The sequence below is a fragment of the Paenibacillus sp. SORGH_AS_0306 genome (genome assembly GCF_030819345.1).
GTDB lineage: Bacteria > Bacillota > Bacilli > Paenibacillales > Paenibacillaceae > Saccharibacillus > Saccharibacillus kyungheensis.
In genome coordinates, this window is record NZ_JAUTBP010000001.1 from 4,307,288 (window position 1) to 4,322,587 (window position 15,300).

Genomic DNA, 15,300 nt, shown 5'->3' on the forward strand with positions numbered 1-15,300 from the left:
GACAAAAATCTGAGCTACATCCTTTATAGCACAATCAAAGGTGCAGTCGCAATGGACACAAGGCTTGCAAATGTTCACTACGTATGGAATAACTATACCATATGCACTCTATAAGTTCGCCCTAATCCGCAAAAGATACAAAAAAATAGAGAAGAAGTACAAATGCACTCTTCTCTCGTTTTTAACCGCTATCCAGTAACCCATATTTTTTGCGAAAACGTTCTAATACTTTGATCCATCCACCAGCCAGAACCGCAAGGAAAAAGACATTGGATAACGCATGAGCTAGATCAAAATAAAAGCTTTGTACATATACCGCTAACACGGCTTTCCATTCCAAAGCAACGGCAAGATCGATCACGACCCACAGATTCATAATCCAGCCAAATAAAAAGCCCCAGATCAGCCCGAATGCAAGTAAGCCGAGTCGCTTTTTCATCCACCATGTCTGACGAAGTAAGCCTGCACTTACGCCCATCATCCCCCATGCAAACATCTGCCATGGTGTCCAAGGGCCTTGTCCAAAATAGATATTCGATACCAGTGCCGCCATCGCGCCCACAATAAAGCCTGCTTCAGAGCCAAATACCAGTGCCGACAGAATGACGATTGCCGAGACAGGCTTCACACTGGGTAAAGCGGCAAAAGGAATCCGGCTGACTGCTGCAATCGCCGCTAACATCGCCAGCAGAACCAATTCACGTGCTTCAAGCTTACGCCGTTCAAAGCGGACAAATAACGGCAACATCACCGCCAATAACAATACAAAACTGAGCAACATATAATGATCACTCAGCACTGCATTAGACAATGCTAATACTAAAATACTTAGACCTACTGCAATCATCAGCCAGAGGCGGGAACGTGCCATACATCCAGTACCTCCTCTGCGGTGAGTACACCTGGTAACCAATCACGTACAACTCGATTAACGGCTGTCGTATAAAATACATTTTCGCTAAAAAAGATCGAAGGTATATCTGTCGTAGTAATCATGCCATCAAATAACATCGCACAGCGACTGCTATAACTTGCTGCAAATTCTACATCATGAGTCACGATCACAATCGTATGTCCGGCTTGACGAAGCTCTAGTAACTGCTGGGCTAAAGCGATTTTGGCAAGTGGATCAAGCCCTTTGGTAGGCTCGTCTAATAGCAGAATATCTGGATTGAGCAGTAACACAATCGCTAACGCTGTTTTCTGCTGTTGTCCACCGCTAATATCATGTGGATGCTTCTGTTCTAATCCTTCTAATTGTAATTGCTTCATCAGCTTCGCAATCGCAAGCTCTGGTTCTGCAATACCTGCATGTTGAGCCGCTGTCGATAATTCTTCAGCCACTGTATCATGACTGAAATACAGCAATGGATTTTGCGCAAGATAGCCGATGTTTAGCTTATTGGCTTTTTTGATTGTTCCTCTTCGTGGTTGAAGTAACCCTGCTAGCAATTGAAGTAATGTCGATTTGCCTGCTCCATTGCCTCCTAGAATCGCTAACATTTCTCCCTGAACAATCTGCAAATCTAACTTTTTCAACACTTCATCACTTTTCTTTTCATATTGAAAAGTGACTTCACGACATTCTAGCAATATCTGTTCTTTGGCAAAAGAAGTCGTAAGCGGTGCTGAATCAGCTAATGGTGCTATCGTGTCCGCCAAAGAGCGATCCCAGTCCAACGTCTGTAACCACTGCTTTCCTTCACGTACTGTAAAAGGAACAGCAGATAGAGCAGGAACCTTTTCGGTTATTTGCTTATTATGCATCGTCCAGAATAACTGTGTAACCGAAGGCAAATATTTAAAATCATCGGGATCATGGCGCTGTATCTGTTCACTCACTTCACGAGGAGAACCGCTGTATTTCAACTTCCCTTTTTCCAACAGAATCATCTGATCAGCCAAAGGAATGACTTCTTCTAAGCGATGTTCACTAATAATAACAGTCGTTGAAAATTCTCGATTCAATCGGTAGACCATCGAAATGAATTCACGTGCCGCTACCGGATCAAGTTGTGAAGTCGGTTCATCCAACAACAGTAATTTCGGTTGTAACAGCAACACAGAAGCTAGATTAAGCAGTTGCTTTTGCCCGCCCGATAATTCGTGAATTGGCTTGTATAATAAAGGCTCTAATCCAAAAAACTGCGCAATTTCTGCTAATCGACTGCGCATCACTGGAAGAGAATAGCCCAGATTTTCCATCCCAAATGATAGTTCATGCCAGACCACATCCATCACAATACTGTTATCTGGATTTTGAAAAACCATCCCGATCTCTTGTGCTGACTGATGTGCTGGTAATTCATTTAACATATTGCCGTTATAATAGATCGTGCCGCCGATTTGACCGACAGGCGTTAATTCAGGCTTAAGTTGGCGTAACAATGTCGTTTTGCCACAGCCTGACGCTCCGCACAATACAACAAAATCTCCTGCATGGACAGTGAAATGAATATCACTTAATACCTGATGTGGTTCGTCAGGATAAGCAAAAGAAAGTTGATTTACTTGGAGTATTTCCATGATAGCCATTCCTTTCCTTCTACAATCACTGGAATCAGCAGATACAGACCAAAGCATAGATATAGTATCCAATCCTGCATACTAAATACCATGGACTGCATACGCGGATAGATGACAGCTCGTCCCCAGCCAAGCGCACTGCCGATCATAATAACGATAATCAATACAGACAGACATCCGGTTAACCAGCGATCTCTTCGATCCATACGATGGACTACATACGCTGTGCGCTTGGTTGTACCATATCCGCGTGCTTTCATCGAGTCTGCACTTTGTAGCGCTTCTTCTAGTGACCAGACCAGCAGTACTTTGACAAGAGTCATCCCGTCCCTCATACGCTTGGTGAGCGACCCTTCATGAACGCTGATTCCACGTGTACGTTGCACCAGCGTAATCTGAGTTAATCTTCGGCGCAATAATGGTACAAATCGTAATGCCATCATCACTACCAGTGCACTTTGAGGCACAAGTCTGGCAAACAAATACATAAATTTATCAGTCGTTACATTGTAGTTATACGATAGACTGGTCAGCAGAATCAGCGTGAGCGATAACAACATAGTCACGCCATACAATACAGATTCCAACGTAATCGGCTGATCCATAAAGTAAAATAAAATATGTCGACCTCGGTGTGAAATCAATGGATTAATCACTACAATCGCTATACCGATCAGCAGATAAAAAGGCAACATCCGCACGATAGTACCTGCATGCTTCTGTATACTAATCAACACAATCAGCAAGATGATACCTGTCAGCAAAAAGACAGGATGAAATAGCAACATCCCGCTCAATAACAATCCTCCATAAAACAAAAACAATGTGATGGGATGCAGAGCACGAAATCCGCTGTTCAATTTTTGGCTCCTACATCTTTTCCAAGATCGGTCGTATACAACCAGTCAATCTGATCTCCCGCTTGCACTTTGTATGCGCCTGCGCTCATATTTGGAAAATTGCCATTAACTTTGAACATCCATCCACTGGTAGGCCCTTCGTCAAATTCATACAGATTATCGATTCCTTCTACATAAGCGAACCCACTAGACCCTTGATACTCCATAGGTATTCCTTTGCTACGGGTTACACGCTTCAGTAAATCTAGCGCACTTTCCCCTGCTTCTACTGGCACAGAGGTAGATCCCAGTATGTTACTGTCGCCTGTAATAGATAATGTAACTGTAGACGCTTGAGGTTGTGGCTTAGGTGCTGATGGTGTTGTAGGCGTTGCTGTTGTACCCGAGCCTTTAGCTGTATTGCTAGATGGCTTGGATGTACTGGTCGATGGTTTGGAATCTTTTGTCGTTGTTTTGGTGTTGTCTTTGGTGCTCTTTGTAGATGTATCTTTGGTACTGCTTTTAGACTGATTGTCAGAAGTTGCTGTTGATTTTTGAGATGATGGAGTATCCGAATCACTAGATGTCGAACTGGATTTTTCTTTGGTATTACTGGTCGATGGTGTGCTAGTTGAAGTCGATGATTGGTCTTTGTTGGTATCTGTCTTCGTTGAAGCACTATCGGTCGTGTTCTCTTTGGGATCAGCCGTCTTTTGTGTGTCGTTCATTGTCTGCTGATCTGCTTCTTTTGCCCCAGTAGAAGCTTGAGAATCAGTAACTGGTGTAGCGTCTTTATCTGTTGGTGCTGTCGCAGAATTGGATTGATCTTTAGTTACAGTCTTATCTGGAGAAGCGACTTCATCCGAAGTTGTCGGTGACTCTGTGATCGTAGCTGTTGAAGAATCGGTAGCCGATGATTGATTGGTCGTTGCAGTAGAAGAACAACCACTGATCAATAACAACGTCAACATCACCGCTATGATAGCTACTGGCAAGCGTGAATATTTGCCTGAATGCTGAGCAGAAGTTGGTGTTGGCACAGTATGATGATGCTGTTGCTGACAATCTCTACGTGGATGTTGATTGCTCATCTTGATCGATACCCTCCTTACATACACAAAACGGAACGCTGGACACTATGATCCCCGTTCCGCTATTTGTGTAATCTATTATTTCTTTTAGTTTACCGTAAAATTAGTTCGCTTGTGCCATCTTCTGTACATTGATCGCCACGACAGCTGCCATTTCACGTGTTACTTTGGCTTGAGGATCAAATTTGTTATTGGCACCCACCATAATTCCATTATTCACTACAGCGCTGACTGCGCTACGTGCATAACTACCGATTTTCGCTTGATCTGCAAAAGAAGCAGTCGATGTGCCTTGAAGTGCAAATGCACGAGTTAACATCACAGCCATATCTTGACGGGATACCGGCTGATTCGGTTGGAATGATGTTGCGCTAATGCCTGTGATAATGCCTTTATTTTGGGCAGTCATAATTGCATTATAATACCACTGATTAGCCGATACGTCTTTAAATGTCGATTTACCAGTAGAGGTATTTCCTGACTCGGTTGCTCCGGTCAAACGAACTACTAATGCAGCAAATTGAGCACGTGTTAATTGTTGTTTAGGAGCAAATACAAGTTCCTGATCACTCACACCTAACATCAACCCTGCATCATAAGCACGATGTACAGAATCAGAAGCCCATGCTGAAATGGTATTTTCATCTGCAAATGTAACTGTTGTACTTGTACCTGTATCTACAGGCTTAGTAGCAGTATTTGCTAAATTATAAATCGTATTTCCACTGTTCATATACTGCTGATATGCAACCAGAGCAAGTAATGCTTGTTCGGTAGCAATATTGTCGCTTGCACCGCCTACCGTATGGCTATAATTGCCATTTGCTTGACGGAACTGGCTTAGACGCGTAATTAGGTCACCATTGGACTTGGTAAAACGTGCATCTTTCGGATTGATACCTGCTGATGTTAGTGCAACGATCACTTGAGAGACACTTTCGCTACTATCATCGTTATAAGCAGAATATCCTCCGTTAGCTTGCTGTTGTGTAGACAGATATTGAACAGCTTGGTCGATCGCTGTTTGGACTTTGGCCTGTGTGCGTTCAGGTGCAAGTGCAGCAACTGCCATTGCTGTCATATCTACACTGCTCGCTTCACCTGTTGCCAGTGGGAATCCACCATCGCTATTTTGCGCGCTTAACAACCATGTCACTAGCTTGTCTTGGTTCCATGTAGCTGTTGAAGGCATTGTATACTTATCGCTATTTAGCGCAATCAAAGCAAAGATAGGTCCATTGGTTCCTTGAGCTGTCATTTTCTCATGGTTGACCATTTTGTCGATTAAGTTCACACCGCTCACAGATGTTGGATCGCCACCTGCTGCTTTGATCCCTAAAATCAATCGTTCCAGATCAGTCACTTTGCGGAATGTGCCTGCTGATTGTTTGACTTGAGCTGTTGCATTAGTTAGGTAACTAGCTGGCAAAGTTCCACCTGCACGTACGATTCCTACTGCTTCCCATTCGGTTAACGGGTTATGGGACAACACATTTTTGACTGTTGCATTGATATCTATTGTTAATTGTTGCTGGTCTGCTGAGCTTGCTAATACATCTTTGTTGATGACCGCATATTGAGTAAAGTGAGAGACTGCTCCGGTGATAATACCAGTTTTGGCATCCAATGCTGTCGGAACAGGAACCCATTGCTTAGTTTCTTCATTTAGCCACGCAATCGTCAGGCTAGACATTGTATTAGCATAGACTGGGATTTTGAATGAAAGGTATACAGGCTTTTCGAACTGTTGTCCTTTTGGCGTAAATTCATACAGACTGGATACAAGCTCTGGACGACTAGCCATTTCTTCTTCAATTCCAATCGTAGTGTTACTCTTCACACTATTAGCTGGCACGATAAATTGTACTTTACCTGCTGGATCAGCAAGTGTCGCTTTCTGATCAGCGGTCACTTCTGCACTGACACTTACTTTTGCCGCAGATGCTAAAGCTTTAGCAATTGAATTGGCTGTACTAGCAGTCATTGGAGAACCCGAGTTGAGTACTGTACTCGACTGCCCTGCTTCGTTCACAGCCAGTTGATTATTGGATTTGATTTTCAGTTGAGACAATTCACTTTCTACTTGAGAAGGAATGATTGCCGGGAAAGGAACTCCCAGACTGTTATTTGCACTTCCTCCACCGCCACCAGAAACAGTAGCTGTGCCATCACTATAGCGCCATGCTAGATTGTCTCCAGCTTTTAACGTATAGGCTCCGGCTCCTGTGTTCGGTTGTTGTCCGTTGACTGTGTACACCCAACCACTTAATGGCCCTTTATCAAATTCACTTAATCCATCAATAGCTGTTACATAAGCAGTAGCACCGCTACCTCTGTAACTTACACGACTGGAACCTAACTGACGTAACAATACGCTAAAAGCAGTATCTCTATTTTGCAATGTAATCGAAGTCGTAGGCAGAATCGTACTATCACCTGTGACGGACATCGTAATCGTATTGGCAGTAGGTGTCGTTGTACTGCCACCTGTACTGTTATCGTTCGCTACAATTAAGGTAGAAGTACTGCGTACAATCGAAGGTACATTGTTATTCTGGTATCCTGTCACAGCCACAGTATAGGAACCTGAACTCATTTTGTTAAATGAAGCTACACCCTGTGCGTTGGTTGTTACTGTTTGGTTACCGACTTGTACTTGTACATTTGCCGCAGGACTGACTACTTTGTCGCTAGTAAATGTATCGTTATTCCATATCCAATCGGCTTTTTGTACCGTAATATCGAAGCCACTGCTTGCTTTTGGCACCGCAGGCGATGTCGTTACAGACTCTACTAATGAGATTCCATAAGCTCCGAAATACACATATACTTGATCCGAAGGTTGTAATACAAATGCATCCATACCCACATCCGGTGATATCCACTGGCCATTACGTTTTACCGCGAACAACCAACCACTAGATGGATCAAGATCACCACTATTGATGCCTGCGATTCCTGTTACATATTTACCAAATGAAGCAGATGCAATCGTTAGCTTTACTCCATGTTGTGAAGCAACATTTTGTAATGCATCTAGTGCATAGACAGCTTCAGTCACGCCTGTAGTTACAGGAGCAGAAGGGCCTTCTACGATAACACTTGCTTGTACTTTGGTGCCCTGCCCCGGTTCAGGAGTAGGCGTTGGTTCTGGCTCAGGCTGTGGTGCTACAGGAGGATTAGGATTGGTATACAGCACTCCTGCATTTTTTGTATACAGATCATACGCTACTAATGCTCGTAATGCTTGATCTGTTGAAAAAGCTTTGTCCGATGCACTTGCAGTCAATTCATGACGGAAACCACCATCACTATTTTGAAAAGCAAGTAAACGGTCGATTAACGATTTTCCATTTTTCTCAAATTGTACATCGGTTGGATCGATTCCAAATGAAGCTAGTCCAATAATCTCCTGTGCAATCGATTCACTGCTTGAATCGTCTGATTTTTGGATCAACCAATTCACTGCTTTTTGCCCTGCTGTCTGTACATCTGCACGATCTTTATACGGAGCTAGAGCACTAAGTGCCATTCCATAATAATCTGTCGACATTTGCGGGCCATTAATCGCTGCCACTACACTATCGATCAGTGTATCGCGTCCTTGCTTGGCATCATTAGGCACTTGATATGTACCAGAATCTAATGCGATCAATGCAAACATCGGTCCATTAACACCTTGTTGATTGATATTCGCATGATTGTATAATTTTTCGATCAAATTACAATCGGAAATATTCGTAGCATTTAAACCTACTGATGCCCCTGCAATCGCCATTCGTGCTAATTCAGTTACCGAAGGCTTCGCTTGAGCACACAAATTTTTTACTTCTGTTCTTAGACTGCTGTAGTAGCTAGCAGGAATGGCTTTGCCTGTACGCGCATAGCTGACTGCAATCCAATCGCCATCGACTCCACCATTAGCGTCGATATATTGCATCGCTTGCGTGATAGCCTGACCGTATACAGATTGGGTGACGTTCGTATTGACGGTTGAATCGTTAGTAGAAGAATCATTCGAAGTGTAGACCGCTTGAGATACAGTGGTTGTCGTAGGATTCGGTTCATCTGCTGCATAGGCAGAAGCAGAAAATACACCGGATGGTACTAATGTAGCGATCGTAAGCACCAGTGTTAAGATCGTAGCGATCCACTGACGGGATAGAGATGATTTCATAGGAGACCTTCTTTCTTGTTTTAGTAAAATAGACATAACGACAGTACAACATAAAAAAAGCCACTTCAACGGAAGTGACTTCAAAGGCATAACAGCACAACCATTCACCACCTGTGATGATACAGGCTTAGAATGCTAGGACTGTTTCTCCTCTTTGCTCCGAAGATGATAGAAACGATTGCTCGCAAGGCAGGTCTCCTGGCTATGCTTCATCACATCCTCCTACCTTCCCATCGCTTCATGCAACAGTGGCTCGATTCAGGAGTTGTTCAGCATTTACAGTGGCGGGACCGCGCCGGAATACACCGGACTTCCCTTTTAAGCGGATACAAAATCATATTCGTATCTGCACCTTGGACAATAAATTATATAGATTTGTAGTATTTATCATAGCGATAGCACCGGGCTTTGTCTACGAATTCTAGCAAATTACTTATCGGAAACATGTGAAAAAATAAAAGCGCATCCTGATCACAGGACACGCTCATAAATAACGATACGATTTAGCTTACGCTTTAACTTCTAACGTCCAACCAAATGGATCTTCGGCTACACCTTTTTGGATACCGGTTAATGTCTCATACAACTTGGCAGACAATTCGCCTGTTTTGCCTTCGTTGATGACCATTTTCTCACCTTGCCAGTTCAATTCGCCCATAGGAGAAATAACGGCTGCGGTACCTGTACCGAAAGCTTCTTCTAACTTGCCTTCTTTGTGCGCTTCTTCCAATTCATCAATCGAAAGAATACGTTCTTCAACAGGAATATCCCAGTGCTTCAGCAATTGGATAATCGAATCACGCGTAATCCCGCTTAAGATACTGCCGTTGAGTGCAGGTGTTACGACGATACCGTTAATTTTGAAAAAGACGTTCATACTACCGACTTCTTCAATATATTTACGGTGTACACCATCTAACCATAGTACTTGAGAATAACCCAGTTCTGTAGCGCCTTCTTGCGCTTTAAGTCCAGCTGCATAGTTACCTGCTGTTTTTGCCATTCCTACGCCACCGGGAACAGCACGTACATATTTGGATTCCACGAAAATTTTAACCGGATTGATGCCTTCTGCATAATAAGCACCTACAGGTGAAAGGATAATCATAAATTTATATTGACGTGAAGGCGATACGCCTAGTGTTGGTTCTGTTGCAATAACAAACGGACGTACATAGAGTGAATTACCTTCACCTTCTGGAATCCATTCACGATCGGTAAGAATCAACTGACGCAAGGCTTCAAGCGCCAATTCAGGATCCACTTCTGGAATACTCATACGCTCGTTAGAGATATTAAGACGCTCTATATTTTTAGTAGGACGGAACATAAGCACACGTCCATCTTCTGTTGCATATGCTTTGAGTCCTTCAAAAATCGTTTGTCCATAATGGAATACTTTAGCTGCCGGGTCCATCATAATCGGTTGATAAGGAACGATACGTGCATCATGCCAACCTTGTCCAGCATCATAGTCCAAAATAAACATATGATCTGTAAATTGCGTACCAAATACTACCCCATCCATGGATGCCGGTTTCTCTTTTTTATTCGTTGTGTGTTCGATCTTGATCTCTATAGTCATGGTTTATGTCTCCTTAAACAATTATTCCTTAAATCATATCACTTCTTATCCCAAATCGAAAATACTTAAAAACAATAAGTTGATAGGCAATATGTCAAAACAAGTTTATTCTCTTCTAAATACCTCTTTTTCCTTTATAATAGAACAAAGTACATTCAAACAAGGAGGCAATATCTGTTATGACTATTCCTGAAAATAATTCTATCAACAATATCGAACGATTTTCCGGTTTTGAAGATGTGTATGATCAGTATCGTCCGACGGCGCCTAGTCTTGTGGTAGATATTCTTTCGAACTATTTGCAAAAGAAACCTGGATTGGTCGTGGATGTAGGCTGTGGCACAGGGTTATCTTCGTTTATTTGGCGGGATCGAGCAGATCGTATTATTGGGGTAGAACCCAATCAAGATATGTTAAATAAAGCACGCTATAAGCTAAGTCTGACGACTCAAGCAGATCACCTTTCGTTTGAACAAGGATATTCCAATCAGCTTTCGCTGGATTCCAATAGTACAGATATCGTTACTTGTTCGCAGTCTTTTCACTGGATGGAACCGAAAAGCACATTAAAAGAAATTGCTCGTGTACTGGTACCGGGTGGAATTTTTGCTGCTTATGATTGTGATTGGCCACCAACTGTGAACTGGCAATTGGAGCGCGAGTATATCCATCTATTAGCGATCTCGGAACGGATTATTGCAGAGCAAGCGAACCCCGAGCAAGTCGCTCGTAAGCGAGATAAAGACAACCATCTACAACAGATTGAGCAAAGCGGACATTTTCGGTTTACTAAAGAAATTGTATTCCATCATATTGAACCCTGTAGTGCAGAACGGTATGTAGGTATTTTGCTTAGTCAGGGCGGAATTCAAGCCGCATTGAAGTTGAACTCCGATTATTTAAAGTCTGAAATTCAGATTTTCCAAGCGATGGCAGATGATTACTTCCGTGGTGGAGTCACCAATGTGATGTTCAGCTATCGACTAAGACTTGGCATACATTGATCTTATTCTGGTAAACTTCAAGCAGAAAATGATACTTGTAATAGAACAAAAAAAGGCACTGAACATATGTTCAGTGCCTTTTTCGGTTCAAAAATGAGAGTATAATCCAGCTCATCTTCAATTCAGTTGAAGTTTGATTTATACGCCTTTTTCACGCAAATTGATATGATCTAGCTCTGTACTACTGTTGAAAATAAATTCTAACTGATACGCTCCGCGAACATACGTCACTTTGGTTTGTTTCAGTTTACCGTTTTTGATCGTAGTAGTAGATGTTGGTGTATACCAGTTTTTGAGCAACATTTTCATCGTAATCCCGCCGATATTCGTCTGGCGTTCTACACTTGTGCCCATATAACGCATTTCACGAATCTTTGTTAATTTGTAATTGAATGCATAACCAGGGTTACCCATCTCTGCATGATACACATCAAATCCATCAGAGTCTTTCATCGCTTGATCAGGCTTACCGAAAGCTTTGACTACTTCATTTCTTGTCGTTTTACCCACAGTAAATGCACTGGCATTGCCCGGGAATTGACCTTTCAATGCTGGCTTGTAAAAGCTATTCAATGTTTTCAAAGCCATTTGACTATCGCTAGCAGTGACTTTACTGATTGTAGCAGCAGATGCTGTCTGTACCGGAGATATTCCACTGGTTACTCCAAGTGTACCCACAGCTAATACTCCTGTCAGTGTTGCTGTACATATCATTTGTTTGATCGATTTCTGAGTCTTCATGTTCTTTTCCTCCTTGTAGATAAGGTATTTCAAGTGATCATACTTGCCTAATTCTAATACATTCCAGTTCTACTTCTTGTCTCTTTATTTAAATACTAACATAATAAAATGTCGCATTTCAAAAGTATAAGCGCTTATACTTAACGATTTTGAGTATACTTTTTAACGTGTTCTTTTGTCAATCAAATAGGACTTTGGTCGCTGTATCAATCTATTAACATGAGGTTGAAGTGCTACAAAAAAGGGTATGTAAAAGCTACAGACTTTTAAATGAACAGGGGTGTGGAGACAATGGATATGGAGACAACTGCAAGCGAAGAAACGACTATACAACACCGTCCTAAAATTGCCTTAACAGGAGCAAGTGGTTATATCGGGCACAATTTGCTGAAGCGGTTAACAGATGAGTATGATGTGATTGCTTTATCCAGACATGGCGATGACAAAGAAAATAGTGAGCATGTTGAATGGCGTTCTTGTGAGCTATTCTCGATATCTGATGCAGAAAAGGCACTCAAAGGTGCAGATTATGCTATTTATCTTGTGCATTCTATGATGCCTACTGCCAAGTTGACCCAGGCTCATTTTGAAGATATGGACGTGATTTTAGCAGACCATTTTGCCAGAGCAGCCAAAAAGAATGGTATCAAACAAATTGTGTATTTAAGCGGCATTATTCCTGAAGGTGTACCACGGGAAAATTTATCGCGTCATCTACGCAGTCGTCTAGAAGTAGAGCAAATTCTAGGTTCTTATGGAGTACCTGTGACAACGATTCGTGCTGGATTGATTGTAGGACCACAAGGTTCTTCGTTCCCGATTCTAGCCAAGTTGGTTCAGCGTCTGCCGATTATGACACTACCAACATGGACACGTACCGAGACGCATCCGATTGCACTATCTGATGTATTGCAAGCTTTGAAAAAGAGTATCGGCAGTAATGAGTTGTACGATCGGGCAATCGATGTCGGTGGCCCTGATATTATGACCTACAAGCAAATGATGATGAAAACCGCAGAAGTGATGGAGAAAAAGCGTTCGTTCCATGATGTTCCTTTTCTAACGATCCATCTTTCTCGTCTCTGGGTGACATTGGTTACCGGTATGCCTAAAGAAATGGTCTATCCTTTGGTAGAAAGTTTAGCGCATCCGATGGTCGCTAATCCTGAACGCAAAGTAGAAGGCATTAGCGATGGACAGATTACTTTTGAAGAGTCTGCCAAATCTGCACTTGAAGAAGAAGAGAAGGAAAAAGAAAAAGCACAAGAGAAGAAGGAACAATCTGGTTCTTCTCCTGAACACAAAACCGAATCGGTATCTGATGTGCGTTCGATTCAACGTGTTGTTTTGCCGGATGGTAAAAATGCCGATTGGGCTGGTAAATACTATATGAAATGGCTAGGTGGAATCGCCAAATGGTTGATTCGCACCGAGTACGATGGTAGCAGTATTTATCGTGTCTATATTCGTCCTTCCAGTCAACCAATTTTGGAGTTAACGTATTCTCCTGAATTGAGTAGCGAAGATAGTGCTGTCTACCATATTACAGGTGGCGCATTTACCAAAACGAAAGAAAATCATGAAGGACGATTGGAATTTCTACAAGTTCCTGGCACACAGGATTGTGTTATTGCTATTCATGATTATCTTCCATCATTACCATGGTTTATTTACAAATTCACGCAAGCCAAAGTCCATCTATGGGTTATGTATGCATTCCGCCGTCATTTAAAACGGATGATCAAAAGTGGTAAGCAACATGAATTCCCAGAAGGTCATCAATCTCAAGATTCACAACATCCGGCTACTCATACGATGAGCAGTTCACATAGTACGCCGTAATTCGATAATCTATTTTACTGTAAAATATATAATGTTATCTAGCAGGTCTGAACGCTCTTCATCTTCGTGATGAGTAGCTTCAGACCTTTTTAGGTATAGCCTATTTCGATATCAACATAGTTGGAATCTCAATCTCCTTTTGGGATGATCCGCCAATTCATGATAAAATGAACACATACGATTGATACCACAAGCCGAAGGGAGCTTTTTATACTGTGAAAAACGAACTGATTGATCGCTTAACTTCTTATGTGCAAATAGATACACAATCCAATGAGGATAGTGAGACATGCCCTTCTACACCCGGACAATGGACGCTTCTTCATCAATTGGTAGAAGAATTAGAACAGATCGGTATGGAAGATGTCACATTAGATGGTAACGGTTATGTGATGGCGACTTTACCTTCAAATACAGATCAACCAGCACCTGTTATCGGCTTTTTAGCTCATGTAGATACAGCGACTGATTTTACAGGGAAAAATGTAAAACCTCAACTGCTTGAAAATTACAACGGTGGCGATATTCTACTTAACCAGAATGAAGGGATTGTGTTATCCCCAAAAGACTTCCCTGAATTGGAGCAATATAAAGGTCATACATTGATCACTACTGATGGAACTACACTGCTTGGTGCAGATAACAAAGCAGGGATTGCTGAGATTATGACAGCAATGCACTATTTGATCGATCATCCAGAGATTAAGCATGGCAAGATCAGAGTCGCTTTTACACCGGATGAAGAGATTGGCAGAGGTCCTCATTTGTTCGATGTAGCTAAGTTCGGTGCAGAATATGCATATACGGTAGATGGTGGTCCTCTTGGAGAACTGGAGTACGAGACATTTAATGCCGCAGCAGCCAAAGTCACATGCAAAGGCAGTAATGTGCATCCAGGTACCGCCAAAAATAAAATGGTAAATGCTGCGAAAATCGCGATGGAATTGCATCGTCGTCTACCCGCAGGAGAAGCGCCTGAATTTACAGAAGGCTATGAAGGATTCTTCCATCTGTCTTCGATCAATGGTGATGTAGAAGAAACGCAATTGTCTTATATTATTCGTGACTTCAAACGGGAAGACTTTGATCATAAGAAAAATCTTCTGAATAGCATTGTCGAAGAATTCAGACAAACCTATGGCGAGAACAATATCTTGATCGATATGAAAGATCAGTACTATAATATGCGTGAAAAAATCGAACCTGTAAAACATATCGTTGATATTGCAGGGCAAGCGATGAAAAACGTAGGCGTTGAACCTCATATTACACCGGTTCGCGGTGGTACAGATGGTGCTCAACTATCGTATATGGGTCTGCCTACACCTAATATTTTTACAGGTGGCGAAAATTATCATGGCAAATACGAGTATGTATCTGTCAACAATATGGTGAAAGCTACAGAAGTGATTGTAGAAATCACTCAATTGTTTGCTAAGCCCAATCAGGTGTAACCTTCTATAAGTTTTTATATTCTAACGTTACTACATTATAT

At 42.1% G+C, this 15,300-nt stretch carries 10 protein-coding genes and 1 riboswitch; of the genes, 3 read left to right on the plus strand and 7 right to left on the minus strand.

What is annotated here, in order from left to right; translation table 11 throughout:
- Positions 1–181 precede the first annotated feature (181 nt).
- From QE450_RS19050 to QE450_RS19075, 6 genes are all read right to left on the minus strand, one after another.
- Positions 182–871 (minus strand): ECF transporter S component, encoded by a 690-nt coding sequence (locus QE450_RS19050; RefSeq protein ID WP_274171493.1) that lies wholly within the window; start codon positions 869–871, stop codon positions 182–184.
- A complete protein-coding gene (locus QE450_RS19055) occupies positions 847–2,535 on the minus strand; it encodes an ABC transporter ATP-binding protein (RefSeq protein WP_307301334.1) in 1,689 nt (562 codons plus the stop codon). Before QE450_RS19055 ends, QE450_RS19050 begins: the two co-directional genes overlap by 25 nt.
- A complete protein-coding gene (locus QE450_RS19060) occupies positions 2,508–3,386 on the minus strand; it encodes an energy-coupling factor transporter transmembrane component T (RefSeq protein WP_307301337.1) in 879 nt (292 codons plus the stop codon). The genes QE450_RS19055 and QE450_RS19060 overlap by 28 nt, the downstream gene beginning before the upstream one ends.
- The gene (locus QE450_RS19065) at positions 3,383–4,456 is read right to left on the minus strand and encodes a DUF4430 domain-containing protein (protein WP_307301339.1); all 1,074 of its coding nucleotides are present in this window, start codon (positions 4,454–4,456) and stop codon (positions 3,383–3,385) included. The genes QE450_RS19060 and QE450_RS19065 overlap by 4 nt, the downstream gene beginning before the upstream one ends.
- Positions 4,457–4,559: 103 nt before the next feature.
- Positions 4,560–8,633 (minus strand): S-layer homology domain-containing protein, encoded by a 4,074-nt coding sequence (locus QE450_RS19070; protein ID WP_307301341.1) that lies wholly within the window; start codon positions 8,631–8,633, stop codon positions 4,560–4,562.
- Positions 8,634–8,804: 171 nt separating this feature from the next.
- Positions 8,805–9,004, minus strand: a riboswitch (cobalamin riboswitch).
- A 137-nt stretch (positions 9,005–9,141) separates the two neighbouring features.
- Complete coding sequence (locus QE450_RS19075; protein WP_273614091.1) at positions 9,142–10,218, minus strand: branched-chain amino acid aminotransferase; 1,077 nt, start codon at positions 10,216–10,218, stop codon at positions 9,142–9,144.
- Between the two features lie 179 nt (positions 10,219–10,397).
- On the opposite strand from QE450_RS19075, the gene QE450_RS19080 reads away from it, so the two are divergent.
- On the plus strand, positions 10,398–11,222 hold the full coding sequence (locus tag QE450_RS19080) for a class I SAM-dependent methyltransferase (protein WP_273614093.1): 825 nt from the start codon (positions 10,398–10,400) through the stop codon (positions 11,220–11,222).
- 138 nt (positions 11,223–11,360) lie between these two features.
- Here the strand turns inward: QE450_RS19080 and QE450_RS19085 are convergent, their stop codons facing one another.
- Entirely contained in the window at positions 11,361–11,963 is a 603-nt protein-coding gene (locus QE450_RS19085) for a YjgB family protein (RefSeq protein ID WP_307301344.1), read from the minus strand.
- A gap of 291 nt (positions 11,964–12,254) precedes the next feature.
- Between QE450_RS19085 and QE450_RS19090 the strand changes: the two genes are divergently transcribed.
- Positions 12,255–13,805, plus strand: coding sequence for an NAD(P)H-binding protein (locus tag QE450_RS19090; protein ID WP_301262643.1), 1,551 nt, complete (start codon positions 12,255–12,257; stop codon positions 13,803–13,805).
- A gap of 215 nt (positions 13,806–14,020) precedes the next feature.
- Positions 14,021–15,259, plus strand: a complete 1,239-nt coding sequence (gene pepT, locus QE450_RS19095; protein WP_307301347.1) for a peptidase T — start codon at positions 14,021–14,023, stop codon at positions 15,257–15,259.
- Positions 15,260–15,300 lie beyond the last annotated feature (41 nt).